Origin of the sequence: Collimonas sp. NPDC087041, assembly GCF_044745265.1 — a bacterium.
Classification (GTDB): Bacteria; Pseudomonadota; Gammaproteobacteria; order Burkholderiales; family Burkholderiaceae_D; genus Collimonas.
On sequence record NZ_JBIUZX010000017.1, the window covers coordinates 22,538 to 44,779 of the forward strand.

The window sequence follows — 22,242 nt, forward strand, 5'->3', positions numbered from 1 at the left end:
TTAAAAATAGCAGATGAACTTGCGGTATTCATGTTCCTTCTGCCGACTGCAACCACCCTTTGATAAAACTACAGCCGCAAAATGAGGCGCCGATTACAACGCCTCATTTTTTCATTAAGCAGCTTGCTTAATGGACGGCAGCTTGGCGACGAGTCGCAGTGAAACAGTCAAACCTTCCAGTTGGAAGTGAGGACGCAAGAAGAACTTAGCGCTGTAAAAACCTGGGTTGCCTTCAATTTCTTCCACCACGACTTCGGCCGCAGCCAACGGACGCTTGGCTTTAGTTTCTTGGGAAGAGTTGGCCGGGTCAGCATCGACGTAATTCATAATCCATTCGTTCAACCAGCGCTGCATATCTTCACGCTCCTTGAACGCACCGATTTTGTCGCGCACGATGCATTTCAGATAGTGCGCAAAGCGTGAGCTGGCGAACAGGTACGGCAGGCGTGCCGACAGGTTGGCGTTAGCCGTTGCATCGGCATCGTGATATTCCTGTGGCTTTTGCAGGGACTGCGCGCCGATGAAGGTCGCGTGGTCGGTATTCTTGCGATGGACCAGCGGAATGTAGCCGGCGCGGGCCAACTCAGCTTCGCGACGGTCTGAAATGGCGATTTCTGTCGGACATTTCATGTCGATGCCGCCGTCATCGGTCGGGAAGGTATGACATGGCAGGTTTTCGACAGTACCGCCGGATTCGACGCCGCGAATCATCGTGCACCAGCCGTAGTTCTTGAAACTGCGGTTGATGTTGACCGCCATCGCGTAGGCGGCGTTGCTCCAGATGTACTTCTTGTGGTCGGCGCCGTCGGTTTGCTCTTCAAAATTGAATTCGTCAACCGGATTGGTCTTAGCGCCATACGGCAGACGCGACAGGAACCGCGGCATGGCCAGGCCGATGTAGCGCGCATCGTCCGTATCGCGCAGCGAATTCCAGGCGGCGTGCTCCAAATTCGAGGTAATCTTGGCCAAATCGCGTGGATTCGCCAATTCCTGCCAACTTTCCATCTGCAGGGAAGATGGCGAGCCCCCCGAAATAAACGGTGCATGTGCCGCGGCAGAGATTTTGGCAATCGCGCTCAGCAGTTCCACATCAGGTGGCGTGTGGTCGAAATAATAGTCGGCCACCAGGCAGCCGTATGGCTCCCCGCCGAGTTGACCAAACTCTTCTTCGTAGATGCGCTTGAAGACTGGGCTTTGGTCCCACGCAATGCCCTTATGGCGGCGCATGGTGCGGCGCAATTCGTCCTTGGAGATATCCATTACGCGGATTTTGAGTTGCTCATCCGTTTCCGTATTGGTGACCAAGTGACTCAGGCCACGCCAGGCCGACTCCAGTTGCTGGAATTCTTCCTTGTGCAGAATCAGATTGATTTGCTCGGACAGCTTGCGGTCAATTTCGGCAATTACCGACTCAATCGCCGAGTAGGCGTCGTCGCTGATGGTTTGCGTATTGGCCAACGCCTGCTGCGCCAGGGTGCGCACGGCAGCTTCGACGGCGTCGCGCGCCTGGTCGGTTTTTGGCTTGAATTCGCGGTCAAGCAATGCCGAAAATTCATCGGGAGTAGCAAATTGGGTAGCAGCTTGACCGGCGGCTGATTTGGCGGCTGCGCCGACAGCACTCGATTTTTGGACGCTCATGGTTTTCCTTCTCTTTTAATTCAACTTGGTTGCGGTGTCGGCGCCATTCGGCTTGGGAGTTGCCGCCAGGGCCTGCATCAAGGCAGGGTCCTGCAACAGCTTGTTGACAAGGCCTTCCGCACCGGACTTGCCGTCCATGTAGGTTTGCAGATTGGAGAGCTGTGTGCGCGCCTGCAGGAGCTGGTTCAGCGCATCGACTTTGCTGGCGACGGCCGCTGGCGAGAAGTCATCCATGCTCTCGAAGGTGATATCGACCATCAGATGCCCGTCGCCGGACAAGGTATTTGGCACCGAGAAGGCGACGCGCGGGGCAATCGCTTTCATGCGTTCGTCGAAGTTGTCGATGTCGATTTCAAGGAATTTGCGGTCCGCCACAGCTGGCAGCGGTGCGACCGGCTTGCCCGACAAATCAGCGAGTACGCCCATGACAAATGGCAGTTCGATTTTCTTTTCGGCGCCATAGATTTCAACGTCGTATTCAATTTGCACACGGGGCGCGCGATTGCGGGCGATGAATTTTTGCGAATTATTGCTGCTGCTCATAAAAACTCCCTTCAAGTAAGGTGGGGCGATGATGCGATTGTGATGATTGGCTTAGTCGTAACTTGTCTCGTAGCGAAGCCCTCCCTCTGCGTCCTGAGGGTCAAAGCCCAGATGGATACGGGTAATGCTGCGATGTGTATTACGGTTTTCTTCCAACGAGGCAAACCAAAGCCGCGACAGCTTGGGCAAAATGCTCTGTTCAATGAAACTGACCAGCAACCGAGCGCCAGATTCGGAAGTGCCGCATTGGTCAACGATGTGGGCAACCACCGCGTCGCTGATTTCCAGGGCAACGTGGTGTTGCGCGCGCATACGCGCAATGACTTTGTCCAAATGCAATCGAACAATACGAATGAGAGATGCGTCATCCAGCGGCAAATATGGCACCACGGCGAGACGGCCAAGGAAGGCTGCAGGAAAGACTTTGCGCAACTCAGGTTGCAAGGCTGACGCAAGCGCCTCCGAGGTAGGCGCCGTATCAGGGTCCTCACACAAGGCAGAAATCAATTCCGAACCGGAGTTGCTGGTTAAAAGAATGACGGTATTCTTGAAATCGATGAATTTGCCTTCGCCATCTGCCATCCAGCCTTTGTCGAAGACTTGAAAGAACATTTCATGTACATCGGGATGGGCTTTTTCGATTTCATCGAGCAGTACTACGCTATAGGGCCGGCGACGTACGGCTTCTGTCAGCACGCCACCCTCGCCATAGCCGACATATCCTGGCGGCGAGCCTTTCAGCGTGGAGACGGTGTGCGCTTCCTGGTACTCGCTCATATTCACGGTGATGAGATTCTGTTCACCGCCATAGAGCGTTTCGGCCAATGCCAGTGCCGTTTCGGTTTTACCGGCACCGGAAGGTCCGACCAGCAGGAATACACCAACCGGCTTATTAGGGTCCGTGAGGCGCGCCTTGGAAGTCAAAATACGCTCGCCCAACATTGCCAGAGCGTGCGGCTGCCCTATGATGCGTTGCTCCAGGGTCTGGGGCAACTCCAGCACCGCGCTGATTTCGTCCTTGACCATTCGCCCTAGAGGTATTCCGGTCCAATCTGACACAATCGCCGCAACGACGGCTTCACCGACATGCGGGGTGATGAGTGGCGTATCTTGCTGTAGTGCCGCAAGTTTCGTTTCCAGCTCATTCAGTTCCGCCAGTGTTGGAGGTGATGCGCTATCGTTCTTATCCTCGGTTTTATCTTGCGCGGCAAGTAGTGTGCTGCGTTTATGAATGATTTCTTCGACGAGTGCACGCTCTTCCTGCCAACGGGCCTCGAGTTCGGATAGTTCCTGCTGAAGAGTGGACAGCCATATTTCAAGCTCCGACAGTCGCTGCGTATTTGCATGGCCGACGCTGGCTTCACGAACAATAAGTTCTCGTTCAAGTTGCGCTGCTGCAAGGCCTTGACGAAGATATTCCACACGCGCAGGCGGAGTGTGCAACGACATGGCGACCCGCGCGCAAGCGGTATCGAGCAGACTAATCGCTTTATCCGGCAACTGGCGCGCAGGTATGTAGCGGTGTGAAAGCGTGACTGCAGCGCGTACCGCGTCATCCATAATCCAGACTTTGTGATGCTCGGTAAATGTGCCAACCAACCCACGCACCATGTTGATTGCGGCGACTTCTTCCGGTTCCATCACCTGTAGCACCTGGAAGCGGCGAGTCAACGCCGGGTCCTTTTCGATATGGCGCTTGTATTCGCTCCAGGTGGTGGCGCCAACGGTTCGTAGCGTTCCGCGCGCCAAGGCAGGTTTCAGCAGATTGGCAGCGTCACCCGTACCAGCTTGCCCGCCAGCGCCAATCAAGGTGTGAATTTCATCGATGAACAGAATGACGGGCACCGGGGAGCGTGTAGCTTCTTCAAGCAGTCCCTTTAGGCGCGACTCGAATTCGCCCTTCATACTGGCGCCGGCCAGCAATGCGCCTACATCTAGGCTCAGTAACCGCACCTCACGCAATGCAGGCGGCACTTCCTGTTTCGCAATTGCGAGCGCCAGACCTTCCACGACAGCGGTTTTACCGACGCCGGCTTCCCCTGTCAGTAAGGGGTTGTTTTGTCGTCTGCGCAGCAGAATGTCGACCATGGTGCGAATTTCATGTTCGCGACCGATAACGGGGTCAATGCGTCCGGCGCGTGCGTTTTCTGTCAAGTCCGTGCAGTACTGCGCCAAGGATGACTTATCCGACGCCGGATTCGTCATCGCACGACTGGCTTCCCCCGGCACGGCCGAAGGCAAGCCAGAACCATCGTGTGACGATTCGTGACTTTCCGGTGACTCAAGCACAATTGCAGGTAACAGTTCTGCAAGGTCTTGCGAGGGAATTTTGGAAAACGCAGGGGAAATACCCAGCAGCACGCGTCGCAATTCTGGTGTTTCAACCAGAGCGCACAGCAACCAGGCACCACGGATGCGATAGTCATCCGCGAGTAGAGTGGCCGTCACCCATGCGCGTTCAATCGCGGTTTCAATATGATGAGAAAAGTCGCTGATGGAAGTCGCACCCGCTGGAAGCGCTGCCAATGCAGAAACCAAATCGCGGTCCAACGTCGCTGCATCTATTTGAAAATGCCGCAAGACACGCTGCCAATCACCATCGGGCAGTTGATGCAACTGATTCAGCCAATGCACCAACTCTACGTAGGGATTACCACGTAGTTTGCAAAAGGCCGTTGCAGATTCGACCGCCTTAAAAAGCGTGGTATCGAGTTTGCCGAAAAGAATATGACGGGAAAGACTCATCGTGAGGCACCTGCTTTGTTTTGTTTTTCTGCGTGGCACCGCAGCGGGGATAAAAATTATAGTAAGTAACAGGAAGATTTTTCGTCAACGCCGTGCGCAATTCACGACTCTTCATGGAATTTCAGAAAAATCTCACAGCATCTTCAGAAAAATTTCATCTCACTTTTCTGAAATTATTTCTCACATACAAGTTAGCAGATAATTTCATCGTCAAAAGAAACTGCTCGCTGTGATTGCCTAAAATCAACCATTGTTTGCAAAATTTTTCCCGACGAATTATCACTAATTGTTAAGCATTGTCATTAATTAGCGAGTACGTTTTTCAATCCGTTAGTTTTCACTGGAAGCTGTTCAGTCAACTGAAAAACAGCCAACGCCGAAATGGTTCTCAGCCCGAAATTTCTCATTAATTACACGCAGCCATTACTGGCGCGAATCACATCTGAATGTGCGTAGAAAAAAACGAGTCACTCAAGAGTCAATTGTCTGATTTACGGCTGCGAAAACCAATAGGCCTAATTTCTAGGGGAAGTTAAAAAATTGAGGTAACCTATAGGGTTACTAAAAATTTACGCATTGCGGAAAATGGACGATTTTAAAAATTACGACCTCATCATTGACGCGCGTTGCCCCCGTGAATTTGCGGAGGACCATATTCCTGGAGCGGTCAATTTTCCCGTAGTGAACGACGATGAATATGCGGAAGTGGGAACCTTGCATCGTACAGACCCGATGGGCGCCTATAAAATCGGTGTGCAATATTCATTGCTGAACATCGCCAGGCATTTGGGTGAAAGTTTCGATACCTATAACCGCAAGAGCCGCATACTTGTTTACTGTTTTCGCGGTGGCAAACGTAGCCGTCTGTGGTGCGACGCGCTCGAAGTCATCGGCTATCGCGTGGAGCGCCTTAAGGGTGGATGGAAGGAATATCGCCGCAGCGTCAACGAACAACTCAAGAATTTGCCAGGAACGTATCGCTACAACGTATTAACCGGCCCGACAGGATGCGGCAAGACACGCTTACTCACTGCACTGCATCTGGCAGGCGCTCAAGTCCTGGACCTCGAAGAACTAGCCGTTCATCGCGGCTCAGTCATCGGCGCCATTCCTGGGCATACACAGCCATCACAAAAACTGTTTGACAGTTTTTTACTCCTCCAACTTTCCACCTATTCAACCGACCGCCCAATATGGGTGGAGGCCGAGAGTAAGAAAATTGGGAATGTTCAGTTGCCGGAAAATTTACTGGAAACCATGAGAGCTGGTGTCACTCTGCAAGTAGAGACATCTATGCCGCAACGGGTAAAAATGTGGAGGGAAGATTACGCGCATTTCGAGACCGACCCGAATTCTCTGGTGGCGAAGCTAAAATTTCTCCGGCCTTTGGTCGGTAATGCGGAAGTGGCCGCATGGGAGGAATTAGCCAATAAGCGCGAAATTCCAGCCTTGTTCGAACGCTTGATGCGTTCACATTACGATGTCGCGTATCGGCGGTCCTGTTTACGCAATTATCCAACGATAGACAGTTCTCCTGCCCTCACGCTTGAAGACTTATCCCCGGAAGCGCTCTTTCCAATTGCAAAGCAACTCATCAATCAATATGAATGATGCAGCGTTATTTTTCGTTCGATTTTTTCAAATGGCCGACAGCCTCGACCCAGAGCTGACGATGCGGAAATAGTCCCGCGCAATTCGCCATGAGCGGCGACGGGGACAATGGAGGCTGACGGTCTACTCGATAGTAGTAGCTAGCTTTCGTTGCCATCTTCCGCGACGAATTGTTTGATGACTTGATTCACTCTCGCCCCAATGGACGTGAGCTCAGAATGCTCTCTCGACACTGCTGCAGCTGTGCACATAAAGACACTGGCGGCCATAAGGAATACGACCTCCGCATCTTTCTCGCATTCCTTGAGTGCCTTTGGTTCTGAATAGCCGGCCATCTCCATGTCGGTATATGGGCCTCCATGTACGAAAGATGACAGCAGAGCGTATGCAGGGACAATTTGGGCCAAGAATGGGCTGTCCTTGCCGACGAAACCGAACTGCTCACCCGCGAGAAACTTAAGTATTGCGCGGTACTTAAACTGGTTGGAATATTGCTCCAACTCCCTCTTGCTCAACTTCGCAGCTTCAGGATAGAGTTTTTCCAATACCATCTTAACATCTGCTACAACTGTGTTTCCCAGCAGAGTTTCTGCCATTGAAATGGCAGAGACATAGTCTTGGGCTTCGACGGCTCCACAAAAGGAATAATACTCGCTGCCAATGGAATCTGAGTTCTCGCGGACAAAGCGGGACCAGATGTACATGAAACGGAGGTAATGCTCGCAAAAGCAGCGAAACAGGACTTTGAAGGCATACGGATTATTGGACTCGACGGCATCGAACATGGCAGTTTTCAGACTGTTAGTCTTCGCGCAGAAGCCGAACATGGCCCGATAGGTGTCCGGGAACGCTGTCCGACCGATACTGGCAAAGAGCGTCGCTCCATCGGTTTTGACGATATTAAAGTAGGTGTCATCTGCATCGCGGTAGTGCATATTCGTCAATCCTAACGTGAAATTTCTCTCTATCGGCAATGGTCACCCTACCCACGAAAATTTCATGTTTTTGCGTTTTCACACAACCTCGGCCGTTAGGAGTCGATTTCGGAGTTCAAATACGCCGCCAACTGTCCGGGCGACATAGCAGCCACCGTATCCTCAATCATCTCTAGCGCCGCAAATCCTTCCCGGCTCCGCACGAAATTTCGCTCGTCGTCCGAAAGAGAACGTTGAAGCTTTTCTTCGCAGACGTCGATAATTTTTGCATGCCATTGTGCGACTTTCTGATTATCCATTATGGACCCGTTCTTAACATTTCTTCTTCAAACCAAACATCTTCATTGCCGGGCACCAAGGGGACTCGCCAATCCGGCGCAAACGCTAAGTATCGCGTAAGGCTTTCACTACTCTGGTAGCACCTGTGCAGTCGGCATCGTCTACTGACGTCTCGGTGTTCGCAATCCAGATTGCCAGCCTATCTTTCATCAGACGTGTAAAGAATGTCGGGAACAGCGCAACAACAAACATGACCGGATAGGACGCCGGCAGTGACAGGCCTCCTTTGTTGAGACTCAAGGCATAGTATGGCTTTGCTATGGTCAAGTGGTGTTGCCCATGGAAAGCATGGTTCAACGTCACGCATGCCTGCATCCAACACCCATCCTCCCAAGAGTAACCATAGTCGGCCATTGCTGGCGTGTCTTTTTCGGACAAGCCCCAATGCTGCAAGTAAGTGATTGCCTGCACCGAAAACGCAGCGCCGGCAACTTGAAACAGGTATATTCCCAGGCCAATCATACCGGCGAAGATATAGTAAGCCGACGCGACGGCAATTGAAATGAGCAGTTTGCCGACCAGCCGGTTCGCAAACCACCTTGACTTCGTCCGGTTTAAGCGCGCACTCTCATAATTCCAGGCCACGCGTAAAGACCGCATATAGCGGCGGAACGCGAAGACATAGATTGATGTCCCCGGCACTGCCGCATCACTTTCATCATGACTACCGTTGCTGGCATGATGGCTGAGATGTTCTTCTGTGAAATGAAAATATCCTACCGTCGCGTCGAGCAAATCTCCCAACTTGCGATTGAAGCGGCTGCGAGAATGAATGAGCTCGTGCGCAATGGCAGTGTTCAGGGAGCACACTATCCACAGCGCCAGGGTAAAGCCTATGTATTCAGAAATGGTCATCGGCTTGGTGGCGAGAATCCACATTGTCCAAGGCAGGACGAAAGCCCAGCACGTACAATATAGACGAGGTATCGCCCGCAAATATGTACCAAGAAGCGGTGATAGCTGCCGGTTGGGCGGTGACAAATCGTTGCCAATAAATTTTCGCACCAACGGCAACAGCATAAAGAAGAAGGCCACCGACAGCCACGGAAAGTCCATGTACGTACCTGCAACGAGCAACATTTGCGGTATCAGCGCTAATAAGTAGCCGGCATTCTTGATTGGCCTGCTTTGCATTCTCACCGCGCCACCTTCTTTATCCGAGTAATCCGTTGAATTTGGCGATGGCTACGGCGGCACCAATTTTATCGACATTGAATTTGTCCTGAATGACGTTCAGCAGCCGATATAGCTTGCTCGATGTGATGCCAAGTTTTGCACTAAGTTCCGTCACTGCAGCCCCGTTTTTTACCTGCTGCAGCATATTGATTTCTTCTTCGCTGAGATTGAATTTACGGGCGGCCTCTGCCCTCAAAAAACGAATCCACCAATCAAGTAACTCCATGCCGAGTGCACGGTAAGAAATACGGTGAAGATGCATCAATTGATTGCCGACATCCGCGGGTGCGTCAACGCCGATATATAGCAAGCCAATTCGTTCATTTGCGCTTTGGCTACTGTGGGTGGGTATCACCATTCCACTTTTAAAACCATATGTAGCGGCGACGCTCAGCATTTCAATTTGGCCACTCGTCTGCAACACAATCTGGTCGGCGATGATGGGTTCAGTGTTATAGCGGCTGTACTCAACAAACGGGTCATTCATAAACCATTTACGCTCGTTGTAAATGCGGCACCATTGCGGGTCGCAACCAATAAAATAGCGATAGCTTTCCCTATCGTTGCTTCTATCGTCAGACGTCAATGTAGAGTACACATATGACGTTGCTCCCAGCACCAAGACAACTTGTTTGGTGAGCGAGGCCACGTCAGCTTCCGATTGGCAACGGGCTATTTTTCCCAACGCGACATAGGCATCCTGCGGCAGAAAATGTTCTATTTCCATGTCGAATCTTCTTTAGTCATTTCCCGGCGTGCAACCTACGCAGTGGGAAATTTTATTTGGAGACAGCAAGCCAGGTTCGCTTTAATTGTCTTTTGTGCAACTATTGAGATAAAATAAAACCGGCTATCCCGGCTTTATTGTGCATCGAAACTTATTTGTGAACTGTGAACAATCTTTACATCTGATTGTTCATTCATCCTCTTGCGTACGTCTGGCCGGCTTGTTGCAGTATCTGCATACGATATTGTCAATGATGTCGGATGTGGGCCGCAATTGCCAAATATGCGAGGTTGACTCTTCGCAGTATTCGCATTCTTGGATGAGAAGATAAAATTCGCTGGCGCATTGCTCGCACTTGATTTCATGTATCTGATTTTGCTCAAGCACTTCCCAGTCATCCTGATATTGATGACCGCAATCAGGGCAGGAAAAGCTGAGAGTGTTTTCGGAAGTCATTTCTTTTTGGTAAAAATACATTCGCCAATTTCTATGACGGCACATTGGCCGTTATTACAAATTGCTGGTGAAAATAAAAGGACGGCCAACCGACCGTACTCACTTTTGATAGCGTCTTGGTCAGTATAGTGCATTGTGAATTGGAATCGTTTGAAACTGATGTCCTTGATCATTAGGTGGCAGGGGGTCACTCTAAAACTGCGTCATTTTGCGTCACATTGACGCAACGAATTTCCCCGTGGCCCCCGCGCAGCTTGTGGACTTTGGTTTTTTTCCAGCTGCGTTAAAAGCAGTGCATTTAACTCTCAGGACAGGCGAGGAGGGGACTGCGATCAGCGATATGAAATCGTGGAATAATTGCTTTGCTCACGGAGTGTCGCGATGACAAGATACTTTTGTACCGTCAATGGCAATCGGCTTGTTTGTCAGATCTACTAATGCCAATCCCTATCGGCAAACTCAGTGGCCGAGATCATCCCTGACAACATTATCTTTAAAACTGCTTCTGTCGTTGCTGCGAATTTTGCAAGATGAAACAACGCTACAAGATTCTCGGCAAAGATGATGGATTTTTGAACGGTCTCAGGATCGGCATCGGGCGCGATCACGGGCATCATGTCAAGAACAATGTCCCTGACTTCTTCGATGGGGGGTAAATTCAGTATGAACATAGAGTTTTGGCGAGGTAATTCGAATGAATTAGAGTTTTTATCTTGTTGAGTAAAAAAAACTTTAAAAAATGCATATTACGTCATAAATTGCATTGTATGTCATTTATGTGGGGTTGGGATGAGCCAACACTCTATGTCATCAAATGACATGGGGGGAATCCTCTTGGAAGATCAGGCAAAGCAGCGCGACAAGCATCTCTCCAAACTGATTGGTGCGCGTTTGGCGGCAAGGCGTAAAGAATTGAGATTGACCCAGGCAGAACTGGCTGAAAGACTGGGAATTGAGAAGGAGAGTGTTTCGCGCTTGGAAACGGGAGGGATATCGCCATCTCTTGGGAGACTATCAACGTTGGCTGGTGCTTTGGATTTTCCAATGGAAGATCTGTTGCGGGATACTTCTAGTCATCCTACTGACCAAGCCGCGAGCCTGATCGCATGTCTAGCAAACTTATCTGAGTCGAAGCGCGCATTGGTTTTACGTATGGCGACCGAGTTCGCCGCAATTTTGAATAACGAGTAAATTGACGGCGACAATCTTGCCGATCTTAAAAATTAGCCCCCGTAATTTTGTGTTTCTGGGAGCGGGTTTTAAGATTAGGGAACGAGTTCTTGGAGGCAGTTTTTCTCAGTACGAGTAAGACTCGCTAGCTGATTTAATAGTTTGCCTCCAATGCTCCCATCAAGAACAGATCGCTACAGTGGTGTGATGGGCTCGTTTATCCTCTATTAAACGCAATACGTCTCAATTTTCCAACAGTCGTTAAATTTTTTTTGAAAATTTAACATGAGTAATCAGTGCATAAAAGCACTCGTTTTCAGGTTGGGTAGTAAAATAATTTGGGGGTACTTCTGGGGGTTCTTTTTATATTTTTACGAATAAAATCGTTTATTTATAAGGGCTGGAGGCGATGATTCGAATCCCCCTCTCGCCAAAAACACTGATAACCCCTTGATTTTATTGATAAATCAAGGGGTTTTTCATTTCGACTATCAAATCAACATCAAATAGAAAACCTCCTTATTTGCGTATCGCGCGCGTTTGCTTCGTTACGGGAGGGGGAGCAGTCGCGGGCAACGTATTTCGGTTGGTTGCAAGCGGCCCCTTCAGCGCATGAAATTTGTTGTCACCTGCCGAGCGTCAAGTTGGGACGTCAATTGATCTAAAAATCCATGTGGATCAGTTTTCAAGGCGCGCAGTACATCGATCAATTCAATAAAATCTAATCTGCGGCCCGCAGACTCGTATTTTGAGACAAACGATTGGGGTTTGTTCAACATTACGGCAACTTCAGCTTGCAACAAGCCTAACTCCTTGCGCCGCTCGGTGAGCAGTTCTGCAAGGACAATATACGACGGGGAGTGAATAGGGTGAGCCATGATTACATCCTAAATCCGGATACGAAATATCCCATATTGGGATATGATATAATATGTTTAGGATACACAAAATGGACGCTCCCCCAGCGTTCGAGATCAGTGCCCCTATGCATTGGTAACGACATAGTGACATTGATTAAATTGGGGAATGCGTCGCGGTGCGATTGTTCGATTTGGTGTTTCAGAAGCGTCGTATTAAGTTTTCTGATGCCTATCAATTCCCGTTGATTCCGCATATATCGATTGCTCAATCACTGCAGTTAATCGACGCTTCGCTCGACATCTTGTGTAACCCAGTTTTATCCCTTCTGTTTCACATCAATATCTAACCATCCAACGAGCGAATGCCTTCGCATTTCGACATCCGATTGATCGGAGGAAATCGTTCGTCCATACCTTATTAAGGAGTTCATATGAATCGAGATACTCACGACAAACAGGAAAGTCACGCAAATACAACTGGTGATGGTAACGACGTTGGGCCACCAATATCACAGGAGGAGCTGGAGTTGTTTTCCGCCTTCATCGTGTTTGTGCCAGCGCAGATCGGGCAACCGCTCTTTGCGCTTGGCGATATCGTCGCCACACGTGGCGCCGTGGAGCTGCTGGATAGGCTGGGCGTCAATGGGAGCGTGTACTTGAAGCGGCATCAGTTCGGCGATTGGGGTGTGGTTTGCGCAGAAGATGCAACAGAAAACGTTCGGGCGGTTACGGACGGCAATCGGATATTGTCAGAGTACAGGCTAGGGGGGAGGCGTGAACGGCTTTGGATAATCACGGAGCATGATCGTAGTGTGACAACGCTTTTACTACCGGATGAGTATTGATCGTCCTAAAGCTTCGAAACAACCATAAGTTCCGAAATTTTCATGTCGAGAGCTTTAGCTATACGAGCAATGTGCAGTAATCCAGTGTTTTGCTCGCCGCGCTCAATTGATCCCATATAAGAACGATCAATCCCGCATTTCAACGCCAACTCCTCTTGAGACACCGCACGTTCCTTTCTCGCACGTCGGACACCCGCGCCAAACGCTGTTAAGGCTTTATCTTTCGAATGGGGAGATGCAATTGGCATGCCGCAATTTTCTCGGTATGATGCCAATATTGCCACGGGTAATCTTCCTCATTTAAGGTGTTAGTTTGCATCATGACATTTCGCTGTATCAAGATTCTTATTCTGTACTCTCAAAGGAGAAAAAATGCTGTTCAGTCCACAAAAGTCAACTCACGCGGTGGTCGTGACTTTGTTTATCGCGCTTTCTCAATATTCTTATGGTCAGCAAATACCGCCCGCATGTGCGCAGCTAACTAGGGCGGCTGAAGTATGCGCAACGGATTTCCATGACTTAGAAGAAATAATGAGCCCTAGTACAGCGAAGGACAATGGATTTGATCCAAAGCAAATGGAGAAACTGATAAGAGCAACCATTCAAAAAGAGGGCGCGCAAGTTGTTGCTGAGCGATGTGCCACGGAGAGGGCAAAAAACGAACTTCTACGTTCTTTATCAAATATCGCGTCAGCCATGGGAATGTTGGGTGGGGACCCTCGCCGATGCATGAGAGCGTTCCAGCAAATAAGATAATTTCGACATTCTCATCAAGTATTTCGTTCTTGCCAGATGTGTAGCCTTCTGATTTCTTTTGCATTCGGTTATTCAAATACAGAATGTAAAAGCGCTTTATTGACAAACAAATTCCTGAGGATCATTAAATGATATCTATATTGCGCAATTTCCTTTTTCTTGCCACGGCTCTTTTGGTGGGATCTGTTTTTGCGGATGACAACACGACGATAGCAACGCGGGCAGGAAAACTCTCGATCACAGGTGATGCAGGTAATGTGAGCCTATTTTTAGACCGTAAAAAACTGAGCACCGAAACAGATTCATTGCGAATGTCATTTAAGAGTAAATTCGTTTTGAACGACAAGGATGTTGTGCTTGTGGCGGATGGGGTCAGCGCAACTTGCCAGTTGAATTTCTTTGTCACTGTAGTGAGCAAATATGACGTAAAAATATCGCCATCGTTTGGCACTTGCGATGATGGTCCACAAGTGATTCAAAGTGGTGCCAGAATCATGCTGAATATGAAAGATGAGAAAGGCAAGAGGGTGAAATACATTTTCGAAAACGGCGTGATTTCCGAGAATGGGAAAGTTCTAAAAGCACAATGATCTGCCGTTGAATTTATCATTCACGCTCCAATAAAAGCTGTCCGCAACTGCTTTAATTCGAGCTATTTTCCCGTAACTTCGATTGAAACAGCGATGGCGCACGCGTTCAAATCGCAGTACTTGTGTGCCGGTGGCTGCGGCGGTCTGCAGCGGGTTAATGAAGCTCAACGAGCGACGCAATGGCGATGACCCATGCCGCATAAAGCACATAGGTCATCGCTTCAAGAACTACCGGGGTACGTCTATTGCAATTTAGTTCCGGAGACGAAAGCCATCATAAAAATTGCATTGAGTGCTCTTCTTATGGTGAAAACCCTTTTCTACTAGGCTCGCCCGGAAGGCCGCCACACTCAGAGGCTTGCGACGCAGCGTACGCATGTAATTCGTGTAACTGTCGTATGCAACGCTGGCCTGAGTATGCTCGCCTTCCTCCTCGGTGCAAAACTCAGACTTCCAAGCATGTACTGAATCGGCATCCTTGCGCAGCTTATTTTCCAGTTTTTTAATAGCAGCACAACGACCCAATCCGCTAGCAGAAAAACCCTTTGCCCCATCTAACATCCAGTTGAGAATGCCGGGATATTCCTTCGCAAATTTTTTCTCGAGATTTTCGTCAACGTCCTTTTCTCTGATTTTCTGGTTGAAGGGGATAGGCTTGATACGGCGCCACATTGCTTCATCACTAGCGCGAATCTCAGGCACCTCATTGGTTGAGATCCACAGTTTTCCCTCAGGCTTGAACGAAAAAATATCACCATAAGTCTGCCGCGCTGTAATCTCGTCACCACCAGCATACTGCTTGATAAATGCGTCATCGAGCTTGCGGTCAGTGGGCAGTTCCGTGCAGACAACCATGCGTGCACCATATAAACGCGCAAGCGCCGGCGAAGGACCGTTCGCATTGCCGCTGTACGCGCTGGTCAGTAAATTTGGCGCGACACTCTGACCATATTCACCCATCATCGCTTGCATCGTGCGCATCAGAACGCCCTTACCGTTACCACCTGGGCCGATTATCATGAAGAAAATCTGTAAGTTGGCATGGCCAAACATGGTGTATCCCATGGCGCGACGAAGGCAACGATGTAAGTCATTATCTTCTCTCAATACTGAACGGAGGAACTCAGCCCAATGTGGGCATTTCGCATTTGGATCGAATTCGACGTTTGCTTGCCGACGCAGGTAGTCGCTCGCTTGCGCATTACGGAATTCGCCGGTGGTCAGATCAATCACTCCGTTCATGACCGCGAATAGGTTCGGATCTTTATCAAAATCCTGGGCCGATATGTTTAACTCATCCAGCAACTCAGCTTGAGAAACGATAGCCTTCAGGCCGCCATTGCTGCGAAAGCGCTTAACCGAATCGTTACCTGCGTTGCCTTGGCTCAATTCCTCAATGAAATCCCGCGCAATTCGAAGAGGGGCCTGCATATCGACTTTCCACACAACACCAGAAAAGTACAGCCATGACTTATTAACACGGTCGTAACGCAAACGATGTTTTACTGAGTCGGCAAACAGATCGGCCATAGACATTTCATCAAGTGCTAAATTTTTATCTCTTTTTTCGCGGTTAGCAAGCCAGAACAGTGATTCAATATTTAGAGCACCATCAGCCTTAAAAGCATCCCAGTGTTTACGCTGCTCCACTTCATCGAACTTGGTCGATTTCTGCGACCACTTCGTCCATAAGTCGTATCCGCGTTCAGTGCGATCTGCACTATGAATCGCCTTGCCGAAGCGAAGCCACAACAAGCGATTATCAGCATTGATTCCTGTTATAGTTGCCTCGACTCTGGCACGCATTTCCGGTGTCATTTCTTTAGCCGGATTGATGTCTGTAGATACGCCATTGCCGGTTTCATACAATTTCTTGTCCGACGTGTTCGGCGCCTGTATCACCAACTTCATTTTTTTGATGAAGCGGTCGATGGCAATGCGCTTAGGATCCTTTTCAATATGAACAATTTTGACTAAAAACGGTGTGTCGCGTTTCCAGTTGATCGTTCCCGGCATGCGCATGACACGGCTTGGGTCGCAAATATTAGGGTCAGTCCCGAGTGATGTCGCTAACGCCTTCTGTATAGGTTTGAATTGAGCAACGTCGCAATCCTTGACCAGCCAGTAAGCATGGAAGTTTCCTGGCGACGTCTCGACAATCAATTGGGGTGGAATAGGCAAGGCGAGTAATTTTTCTTTAGTCATCTTGTTGTCATCGCAGTCAATGAATAGCGCAGTGATGTCAGTCACGTTCTTAGAGCCACGGCCATTACCACGGTTGATCATCATGCTGACCTCCATCTGATCCAGATTGGCAGTCATCAATTTGTCTTTGGTTTTAGTAGTCCATTTGCTCAAGAAATAATCTGATTTTTTTTCAAGACCAGGCTTCTTACTGAATGTTTGATAGCACGCTTTTACGTTAGGGTGGAAAATTGTCTTGAATTGATACATCTCGTCAGTTACTGGTTTCAACTTTGATTTTGTACTCATTTTTTATCTTTCATATAGCCCTACCTCCCCGTGCTATGGGAGCGATGGAGGCAAATCACGGGCGTGTGATCTAGGTGAGTCCCCGTTTTCTTTTTATAGAAATTAAAAGAAAACGCTTCCATCTCCTCCATCTTCGGGGGAGGCAACGCGTTGACAGTGGAATTTATGATGAAATTGCAGTTTTTTTTCTTACGGAAAACAAATCTGCAATTACCATCAGCAATCGATTACTTGCGTTGTTGAATGCGGCTTTGCATCCAGAGATTCACCTCTGTGTTCAACCATGCCACTGCCATGCCTGTTTTTGTCAATTGGACAGGTGCAGGAAACTCGCCCAATTGGATTTGCTGATAAAGGGACGATTTGGACAAGCCGGTCATTTGTTCGACTGCTTTTCTGCGTAAAAAAATCAGTGGCAGTTCGACAGTATTTTTGGTGATATCTTTCAAAACTATGGTTTTCATAAACGCTCCAGTAAGCCGCTCGGCGCTTTCCCGGTAGAGACTCAAATGCCTATACTTGACGTATTTACTCGGGACGAAATGGAATTTTAGAAACGACTGAATTATTTACATTGATACTTATGTAAATATTTGATTTATTTGAAAAAAATAATGATATGCAACTGGATAAAAAAGTAAAAATGAGTGTGATACGGGAAAAAACTGTCGCAGAGGAAAAATTGCTTACGAATCGGAAGGTGATGTGGAAACTGCGAAAATCTACGTTAAATTTTCGAGAAAAATGGCTTCCGAAAATCAAAAAAGAAGCGCATAAAACTCTTTTTTTTAGAACGGCCAAGGGAGAAATTCGGTACGCTTATTTAGTGAAGAAAAATTCTGAAGTTTTAGATGATCTAGAAAGAAGTAAAGGCCGACTCAGCGCAAAAATAAAGCTGGCTAAAGTAGGGAGTGGGAAGAAGAAGTTAAGCCCCGATTTGTGGATGCCAACGATAGTACGAAGTTGTGCCGGTTTCTCACTGCGGATTTATGCTGCCGTTTCTTCTCGCGAGGTTTCCTTGGTAAAAGCAAGGACACTTACCCGGAGGGTGGGTATACCTTTGCCGCCGGCAGGGTATCGATATCGATTACACATTACGGCTGGAAATCGCTATCTGTTGGCGACGACGGTTGTTGATAATTTAGGTCGCTCTCGAATATCTACTGTTCCGTTCACTCCGTGGATTATTGTGGAGTGCATCAATTCATTTTCCGAAAAGAATTACAGCCTAGTTGGCTCAGAAGGCATGATATCTACTGAGAGACCACGCCGGATGATAGTGTCAACGTTAATTCAAAACGATAAGGACAGTGGTAAGAAGGAGAGCGATGAAGATTGGGCCCGACGATGAAGAAATTGCATTCCATCTAGGCGGGTGATGATGGTTGCGATTCGATGTCTGAAGTTGCCTTTGCCAAGTGCCCTTTTGGGTTCTGTTGCAGTAAGCTGGTTCTGATAGAGTAAGCGGTTTGACAATGGATGAATGCGATGAACGAGACGTTACGCAAGGTGCTCAAGCGGCGGCACTATCCGCTGGAAGTAATGCTAACGTGCGTGCGCTGGTAGGTGGCATATCCGTTGAGCCCTGCGGCATATCGAAGAAATGATGCATGAGCGCGGCGTATTCGTCGATCACACGACCATCCATCGCTGGTCGCTCAAGATTCTGCCGGTGCTGGCAGCAATGTTTCGCCGTTGCAAGCGACCTGTCGGCAGCAGCTGGCGCATGGACGAAACCTGTGTGCTGGTGGGCGACCAGTGGAAGTATCTCTATCGCGCCGTCGATCGTGATGGGGGCATGGTCGACTTCCTGCTGACAGCCAAGCGGGATCAGGCTGCGGCACGCCGCTTTCTGGAACGCGCTATCGGCCATCACGGCTTGCCTGACAAGATCACCATCGACAAGAGTGCTGCCAACAGGGCCGCCATCCAAAGCATTCAGAATGAGACTGGTGCGCCGATCGAACTGCGCCAGGTGAAGTATCTGAACAACGTCGTCGAACAGGATCATTGCGCCATCAAACGCATCATCCGGCCCATGCTCGGCTTCAAATCCTTCCGATCAGCTACCAGAATCCTCGCCGGCATTGAGACCATGCACATGCTCAAGAAGGGCCAACTTAATTGCCTCGACAGGCAAGTTGCGTCCGCAGCAGAGCAGTTCTATTCCCTGGTTGCATGAAATGAGCATTGCGCGCCTTCTCTCCCGATTAACTCCTTATCGCAACAGAACCAATTCGTCCATGGCCTACGGCGGCCAGTGAAACACCACTGCAATATCGGCCATCGGATCTTCTACGAATTCGGGTAGACCACTGGACGATCGGCTTTCTTCAGCAAAAAAAAATGGCCACCTCAGAACCCAGCGCCATCAGGTCTGAGAGGTCGAGCTTTGCCACGTCATGCGACGCCAAAGTCGGGATGGTGATGCACGGCAATACGCGCTGCAGAGAAACGACATCCAGATTACCGAGATCCATCAGCGAGACGCCGCGCAGCTCCCCGGCGACGGGTTTACGAATTTGCACGCTGGTGATCAAGGTATCGCCACGTGTCAACGGTTCTTCCAGGGTAATCGTTTTATAGACGCCGGCATCGGCCGTGTCGGTGAGAAAATTATCTTGCGTGTTCTTGGAGGTGATTTTCATAAGATGGAGTCTTTATAGGTGAATAAAAAAAAGAAATTAGTGTTGGTGTTGATGCTGGCATTGATCTCGGGTCTGACAGCGTTGTTGGTCGTAACGCTAGTCCCAAGCTTAGAGGCCTATAGCTCGGCGAATCGAAGCATTCGTGTCTTTACCACCAATTTTTTCGACGCCGTTAATGAAATTAAATTCGTAAATGGGCTTGTTATCGATGGTCAGCTTGTAGTAGCTGCTGGCGGTCGCGAATTTCTACTTGGTGTCGTCCCCGACCTTGGCGACGCCCATATCGATCTCCTTATGGCGGCCGCGCACGACGATCTCGACGGCCGAGATGACGCCGTCGTCATCGCTTTCGTAGCCGCCGGCAAAGCGCAGTTGCGTGGCGTTGTGGCTGCGGGCGCCATCCTGCAGCAGCGCGTTGATCAACAGGCCGCCAGCGGTCCATTCGAGGGTGATGGCTTCGTTGCCCGGATCAACGGGGATCGGGCTGCTCATGCCGCCGGCAATATATTCCTCGGTCTTGCGGGATAATTTGGGGAGGGTGACTTCCTCGATCTCGCCGCGATAGGCTTGGCCGCTATCGAACAACATAAAGTCCTTGAGTTTTTTTGCATGCCCATGCTGTGGTGTGCTTTCTATGCAAATGGGATAGGTCGGCGACTACGCGTTAACGGCAGCGGCGAAGTCGGGCAGGTGGTGGTCGGTGATGCGCTGCTGGAACATCAGGTTTTCCAGCGGCGGGACAGGCGCGTAGTCGTAATCGATGGCCAGCTTGCCGTCCTTCAAATTCCCCTTGCTGTTGTACTGTTCATCGAACCAGGCGCTACCGACCAGCAGATAACCCTGTTTGACCAGGTCGCGGAACTTGGCACTGATGCTCTCATTCATGTCTTTCACCAAGGACGGATGCATTGGTACGTCGACATAGGCCATGTGCGCTTCGGCAATCGTGTCGGCGACGACCTGGGCGGTGCGGGTGTAGTTCTCAAAGTAAAAAAAGCCTCCGACCTCGCAGGTACGAGAACCCCAGAAACGGAAGTCACCGCTGTTGATCAAGGTGGTGACTTCCTTCGCGTTGAGGTAGCCGGCATCGGTGGCCGGATCTTGCAGATCCTAGAACACGTCCACCGAAATGCCGGTCGGACCGTTTAACGGGATATTCGATAAGGTCTTGTACCAGCCGATTTCCTAGTCCAGCTTGGCGCGCAGATCCAGCGCGTAAGCGACTGCCGGGATGCTAGCCTCGGCATTGGTGGCAGTGTCCCAGCTTACAAAATCCGGCCAGATCAACATCAGTTCACGCTGGCCGAAATCCTTGCGGTACAGCAAAGCATTTTCCTTGGTCAGACAGCCGTGCGCTGCCGCATAGACGAAGCCGCGCAGTTGCTGGGCCACGCTGATCAGGGCATTGGTGACGGCCTTGGTGTCGAGCCCCGAAGCGCCCAGGATGCGCGGCTTCACCCCGGTCCGGGCCTGCGCCGCCAGCAGCGCCTTGATGCCGGTGCACTGGCCGGATGCTGTGGTGGTGCCGATCACGTTGGAGGTGGTCTCAGCCTCATCCTTGCCTTCAGCCACGCGCACCACAATCGTGAACGGCTTAGTTTGCGCGCCGATGGCTTCCAGGCTACGGCGTAGCGTGCCGGTGGTGCCGGCTTTCCCCAGGGCGGAAATGACATTAGTCAGCAGCACAGGCGTGTCGATCGGAAACACCTTGGGATCTGCATCTTCGGCGGTGGCAATTAAACAGATGACTGCGATGCTGATTGTACGGATCGGACGTGTACCCTCGGTTTTCCGAACGTAGCATAATGTAGGCGGTGGCGGCATAGATTCGCAGCACGGTCGCACCGTTCAACGGTTGGTCGATCAGCCCCGGCATTTCGGAGCCGTAGGGGCGGCGCATCAGGCACGAACCAATAGGAGTGGTCAGAATGTCGGTCAGTGACTGGCGGATGTGATCCGAGCGAGCCATAGCGCGACCGGTACGGGCGTTCATCATTTCGGGCCACCTACATCGTCGTCGCCTTTCTTCACACCGCCGTGCGAATGCATCACTAAGCTGACGCTGTTGGCGATCATGTCGACGGCGGCCTGGATGATGCCTTGCACCATGGCAGCCGGTTCGCCTTCTTTGCCGGCCTTGACGTTCATGCCGCTATTCAAGGCGACAGAACCGTTGACGATCAGATTCTTTTGCACCGTCAAATTGCCGGTGCATTCGGTGTCCTCGGCGTTGGAGGTGACTTTACCGGGGGCGACGGTGACGCTGGTGCCGTCCGGCAGCGTTGCGCTCAAGATATGCGCGGCACTGTCGTACTGGATCACGGTGCCGTCGATGTAGCGCGTGGTGTGGTGCGCCGGATTGGTTGACGGCGGTCGGGATTTATCGGAATAGAGCGCCGGCAGAATCACGGCATTGGGCAATTCGCCTTCGGGTGACAAGACGATGACCTGTTCGCCTACGGACGGCGGGAACCATGATTGTGCATCACCGGCGCGTAACGTGATCCACGGGCGCCAAGTGGTGAGATTGCCGCCGACGCGGACGCGCACGCGCTGGGCGTCGTGATCGATATCGGCAATGGTGCCGAACCGGATCAGATTCAGAAGTAGGCGTAGCAGTTCGGAGAAGTCGGCAGTCATGCATCGCATGTTGCCGGGTTGTGCAAATTACCGCACCTGGAAGCGGGTTGGTATCGGCGTTAGTGACTGA

21 protein-coding genes and 3 pseudogenes are annotated in these 22,242 nt (G+C 50.3%); 6 read left to right on the top strand and 18 right to left on the bottom strand.

Translation table 11 applies throughout. The features are described from left to right. Positions 1 to 114 precede the first annotated feature (114 nt). Genes tssC through tssH form a run of 3 tightly spaced genes read right to left on the bottom strand, consistent with a single transcriptional unit; the run spans position 115 to position 4,926 of the window. A complete protein-coding gene (tssC, locus tag ACIPF8_RS22750; RefSeq protein WP_400425762.1) occupies positions 115 to 1,638 on the bottom strand; it encodes a type VI secretion system contractile sheath large subunit in 1,524 nt (507 codons plus the stop codon). A gap of 15 nt (positions 1,639 to 1,653) precedes the next feature. After that, positions 1,654 to 2,181, bottom strand: coding sequence for a type VI secretion system contractile sheath small subunit (gene tssB / locus ACIPF8_RS22755; protein WP_211443017.1), 528 nt, complete (start codon positions 2,179 to 2,181; stop codon positions 1,654 to 1,656). Positions 2,182 to 2,232: 51 nt separating this feature from the next. Next, the gene (gene tssH, locus ACIPF8_RS22760) at positions 2,233 to 4,926 is read right to left on the bottom strand and encodes a type VI secretion system ATPase TssH (RefSeq protein ID WP_400425764.1); all 2,694 of its coding nucleotides are present in this window, start codon (positions 4,924 to 4,926) and stop codon (positions 2,233 to 2,235) included. 585 nt (positions 4,927 to 5,511) lie between these two features. Here tssH and mnmH point away from each other — a divergent pair. Further along, entirely contained in the window at positions 5,512 to 6,537 is a 1,026-nt protein-coding gene (gene mnmH, locus ACIPF8_RS22765) for a tRNA 2-selenouridine(34) synthase MnmH (RefSeq protein WP_400425766.1), read from the top strand. Between the two features lie 140 nt (positions 6,538 to 6,677). Here the strand turns inward: mnmH and ACIPF8_RS22770 are convergent, their stop codons facing one another. The 5 genes from ACIPF8_RS22770 to ACIPF8_RS22790 all read right to left on the bottom strand — a co-directional run bounded on the left by ACIPF8_RS22770 (position 6,678) and on the right by ACIPF8_RS22790 (position 10,841). After that, entirely contained in the window at positions 6,678 to 7,472 is a 795-nt protein-coding gene (locus tag ACIPF8_RS22770; RefSeq protein ID WP_400425768.1) for a DUF5677 domain-containing protein, read from the bottom strand. A 95-nt stretch (positions 7,473 to 7,567) separates the two neighbouring features. After that, on the bottom strand, positions 7,568 to 7,771 hold the full coding sequence (locus ACIPF8_RS22775; protein ID WP_400425770.1) for a hypothetical protein: 204 nt from the start codon (positions 7,769 to 7,771) through the stop codon (positions 7,568 to 7,570). An 85-nt stretch (positions 7,772 to 7,856) separates the two neighbouring features. After that, a complete protein-coding gene (locus ACIPF8_RS22780) occupies positions 7,857 to 8,945 on the bottom strand; it encodes a fatty acid desaturase (RefSeq protein ID WP_400425772.1) in 1,089 nt (362 codons plus the stop codon). Positions 8,946 to 8,964: 19 nt separating this feature from the next. After that, on the bottom strand, positions 8,965 to 9,714 hold the full coding sequence (locus tag ACIPF8_RS22785; protein WP_400425773.1) for an autoinducer binding domain-containing protein: 750 nt from the start codon (positions 9,712 to 9,714) through the stop codon (positions 8,965 to 8,967). Positions 9,715 to 10,604: 890 nt separating this feature from the next. Next, positions 10,605 to 10,841, bottom strand: coding sequence for a hypothetical protein (locus ACIPF8_RS22790; RefSeq protein ID WP_400425775.1), 237 nt, complete (start codon positions 10,839 to 10,841; stop codon positions 10,605 to 10,607). Between the two features lie 118 nt (positions 10,842 to 10,959). Between ACIPF8_RS22790 and ACIPF8_RS22795 the strand changes: the two genes are divergently transcribed. Beyond that, positions 10,960 to 11,361 carry a helix-turn-helix domain-containing protein gene (locus ACIPF8_RS22795; protein ID WP_400425777.1) on the top strand — a complete coding sequence of 134 codons (402 nt, stop codon included), beginning with the start codon at positions 10,960 to 10,962 and terminating at the stop codon, positions 11,359 to 11,361. A gap of 584 nt (positions 11,362 to 11,945) precedes the next feature. Here the strand turns inward: ACIPF8_RS22795 and ACIPF8_RS22800 are convergent. Continuing rightward, on the bottom strand, positions 11,946 to 12,218 hold the full coding sequence (locus tag ACIPF8_RS22800; RefSeq protein ID WP_400425779.1) for a helix-turn-helix domain-containing protein: 273 nt from the start codon (positions 12,216 to 12,218) through the stop codon (positions 11,946 to 11,948). A 413-nt stretch (positions 12,219 to 12,631) separates the two neighbouring features. Between ACIPF8_RS22800 and ACIPF8_RS22805 the strand changes: the two genes are divergently transcribed. Next, positions 12,632 to 13,045, top strand: coding sequence for a hypothetical protein (locus ACIPF8_RS22805; RefSeq protein ID WP_400425781.1), 414 nt, complete (start codon positions 12,632 to 12,634; stop codon positions 13,043 to 13,045). A 5-nt stretch (positions 13,046 to 13,050) separates the two neighbouring features. On the opposite strand, the gene ACIPF8_RS22810 is transcribed toward ACIPF8_RS22805, so the two are convergent. Together ACIPF8_RS22810 and ACIPF8_RS22815 are read right to left on the bottom strand one after the other, a co-directional pair. After that, the gene (locus ACIPF8_RS22810) at positions 13,051 to 13,293 is read right to left on the bottom strand and encodes a helix-turn-helix domain-containing protein (RefSeq protein ID WP_400425783.1); all 243 of its coding nucleotides are present in this window, start codon (positions 13,291 to 13,293) and stop codon (positions 13,051 to 13,053) included. Positions 13,294 to 13,583: 290 nt separating this feature from the next. After that, positions 13,584 to 13,865, bottom strand: a complete 282-nt coding sequence (locus ACIPF8_RS22815; RefSeq protein ID WP_400425785.1) for a hypothetical protein — start codon at positions 13,863 to 13,865, stop codon at positions 13,584 to 13,586. A 64-nt stretch (positions 13,866 to 13,929) separates the two neighbouring features. Here ACIPF8_RS22815 and ACIPF8_RS22820 point away from each other — a divergent pair, with 64 nt between their 5' ends. Then, entirely contained in the window at positions 13,930 to 14,391 is a 462-nt protein-coding gene (locus ACIPF8_RS22820; RefSeq protein WP_400425787.1) for a hypothetical protein, read from the top strand. Positions 14,392 to 14,643: 252 nt separating this feature from the next. On the opposite strand, the gene ACIPF8_RS22825 is transcribed toward ACIPF8_RS22820, so the two are convergent. Next, on the bottom strand, positions 14,644 to 16,884 hold the full coding sequence (locus ACIPF8_RS22825; RefSeq protein ID WP_400425788.1) for a phage/plasmid primase, P4 family: 2,241 nt from the start codon (positions 16,882 to 16,884) through the stop codon (positions 14,644 to 14,646). Between the two features lie 227 nt (positions 16,885 to 17,111). After that, entirely contained in the window at positions 17,112 to 17,348 is a 237-nt protein-coding gene (locus tag ACIPF8_RS22830; RefSeq protein WP_400425790.1) for a helix-turn-helix transcriptional regulator, read from the bottom strand. Between the two features lie 155 nt (positions 17,349 to 17,503). On the opposite strand from ACIPF8_RS22830, the gene ACIPF8_RS22835 reads away from it, so the two are divergent. After that, on the top strand, positions 17,504 to 18,235 hold the full coding sequence (locus tag ACIPF8_RS22835) for a hypothetical protein (RefSeq protein ID WP_400425792.1): 732 nt from the start codon (positions 17,504 to 17,506) through the stop codon (positions 18,233 to 18,235). A gap of 128 nt (positions 18,236 to 18,363) precedes the next feature. Further along, positions 18,364 to 19,066, top strand: a pseudogene (locus ACIPF8_RS22840) (IS6 family transposase). Positions 19,067 to 19,217: 151 nt separating this feature from the next. On the opposite strand, the gene ACIPF8_RS22845 reads toward ACIPF8_RS22840, so the two are convergent. From ACIPF8_RS22845 to ACIPF8_RS22865, 5 genes and pseudogenes are all read right to left on the bottom strand, one after another. Continuing rightward, the gene (locus ACIPF8_RS22845) at positions 19,218 to 19,532 is read right to left on the bottom strand and encodes a phage tail assembly protein (RefSeq protein WP_400425794.1); all 315 of its coding nucleotides are present in this window, start codon (positions 19,530 to 19,532) and stop codon (positions 19,218 to 19,220) included. A 108-nt stretch (positions 19,533 to 19,640) separates the two neighbouring features. Continuing rightward, positions 19,641 to 20,168: pseudogene (locus ACIPF8_RS22850) on the bottom strand (phage major tail tube protein). Between the two features lie 21 nt (positions 20,169 to 20,189). Beyond that, positions 20,190 to 21,302: pseudogene (locus ACIPF8_RS22855) on the bottom strand (phage tail sheath protein). Beyond that, positions 21,205 to 21,528 carry a hypothetical protein gene (locus tag ACIPF8_RS22860; protein WP_400425796.1) on the bottom strand — a complete coding sequence of 108 codons (324 nt, stop codon included), beginning with the start codon at positions 21,526 to 21,528 and terminating at the stop codon, positions 21,205 to 21,207. Before ACIPF8_RS22860 ends, ACIPF8_RS22855 begins: the two are co-directional and overlap by 98 nt. Then, a complete protein-coding gene (locus tag ACIPF8_RS22865; protein ID WP_400425798.1) occupies positions 21,525 to 22,172 on the bottom strand; it encodes a phage baseplate assembly protein V in 648 nt (215 codons plus the stop codon). The genes ACIPF8_RS22860 and ACIPF8_RS22865 overlap by 4 nt, the downstream gene beginning before the upstream one ends. Positions 22,173 to 22,242: the final 70 nt, after the last annotated feature.

Excerpts from the sequence above, each read along its gene's own strand:
- tssC (WP_400425762.1), bottom strand. The coding sequence starts at position 1,638 with ATGAGCGTCCAAAAATCGAGTGCTGTCGGCGCAGCCGCCAAATCAGCC.
- tssB (WP_211443017.1), bottom strand. The coding sequence starts at position 2,181 with ATGAGCAGCAGCAATAATTCGCAAAAATTCATCGCCCGCAATCGCGCG.
- tssH (WP_400425764.1), bottom strand. The coding sequence starts at position 4,926 with ATGAGTCTTTCCCGTCATATTCTTTTCGGCAAACTCGATACCACGCTT.
- mnmH (WP_400425766.1), top strand. The coding sequence starts at position 5,512 with ATGGACGATTTTAAAAATTACGACCTCATCATTGACGCGCGTTGCCCC.
- ACIPF8_RS22770 (WP_400425768.1), bottom strand. The coding sequence starts at position 7,472 with ATGCACTACCGCGATGCAGATGACACCTACTTTAATATCGTCAAAACC.
- ACIPF8_RS22775 (WP_400425770.1), bottom strand. The coding sequence starts at position 7,771 with ATGGATAATCAGAAAGTCGCACAATGGCATGCAAAAATTATCGACGTC.
- ACIPF8_RS22780 (WP_400425772.1), bottom strand. The coding sequence starts at position 8,945 with ATGCAAAGCAGGCCAATCAAGAATGCCGGCTACTTATTAGCGCTGATA.
- ACIPF8_RS22785 (WP_400425773.1), bottom strand. The coding sequence starts at position 9,714 with ATGGAAATAGAACATTTTCTGCCGCAGGATGCCTATGTCGCGTTGGGA.
- ACIPF8_RS22790 (WP_400425775.1), bottom strand. The coding sequence starts at position 10,841 with ATGTTCATACTGAATTTACCCCCCATCGAAGAAGTCAGGGACATTGTT.
- ACIPF8_RS22795 (WP_400425777.1), top strand. The coding sequence starts at position 10,960 with ATGAGCCAACACTCTATGTCATCAAATGACATGGGGGGAATCCTCTTG.
- ACIPF8_RS22800 (WP_400425779.1), bottom strand. The coding sequence starts at position 12,218 with ATGGCTCACCCTATTCACTCCCCGTCGTATATTGTCCTTGCAGAACTG.
- ACIPF8_RS22805 (WP_400425781.1), top strand. The coding sequence starts at position 12,632 with ATGAATCGAGATACTCACGACAAACAGGAAAGTCACGCAAATACAACT.
- ACIPF8_RS22810 (WP_400425783.1), bottom strand. The coding sequence starts at position 13,293 with ATGCCAATTGCATCTCCCCATTCGAAAGATAAAGCCTTAACAGCGTTT.
- ACIPF8_RS22815 (WP_400425785.1), bottom strand. The coding sequence starts at position 13,865 with ATGCAAAAGAAATCAGAAGGCTACACATCTGGCAAGAACGAAATACTT.
- ACIPF8_RS22820 (WP_400425787.1), top strand. The coding sequence starts at position 13,930 with ATGATATCTATATTGCGCAATTTCCTTTTTCTTGCCACGGCTCTTTTG.
- ACIPF8_RS22825 (WP_400425788.1), bottom strand. The coding sequence starts at position 16,884 with ATGAGTACAAAATCAAAGTTGAAACCAGTAACTGACGAGATGTATCAA.
- ACIPF8_RS22830 (WP_400425790.1), bottom strand. The coding sequence starts at position 17,348 with ATGAAAACCATAGTTTTGAAAGATATCACCAAAAATACTGTCGAACTG.
- ACIPF8_RS22835 (WP_400425792.1), top strand. The coding sequence starts at position 17,504 with ATGCAACTGGATAAAAAAGTAAAAATGAGTGTGATACGGGAAAAAACT.
- ACIPF8_RS22845 (WP_400425794.1), bottom strand. The coding sequence starts at position 19,532 with ATGAAAATCACCTCCAAGAACACGCAAGATAATTTTCTCACCGACACG.
- ACIPF8_RS22860 (WP_400425796.1), bottom strand. The coding sequence starts at position 21,528 with ATGATGAACGCCCGTACCGGTCGCGCTATGGCTCGCTCGGATCACATC.
- ACIPF8_RS22865 (WP_400425798.1), bottom strand. The coding sequence starts at position 22,172 with ATGACTGCCGACTTCTCCGAACTGCTACGCCTACTTCTGAATCTGATC.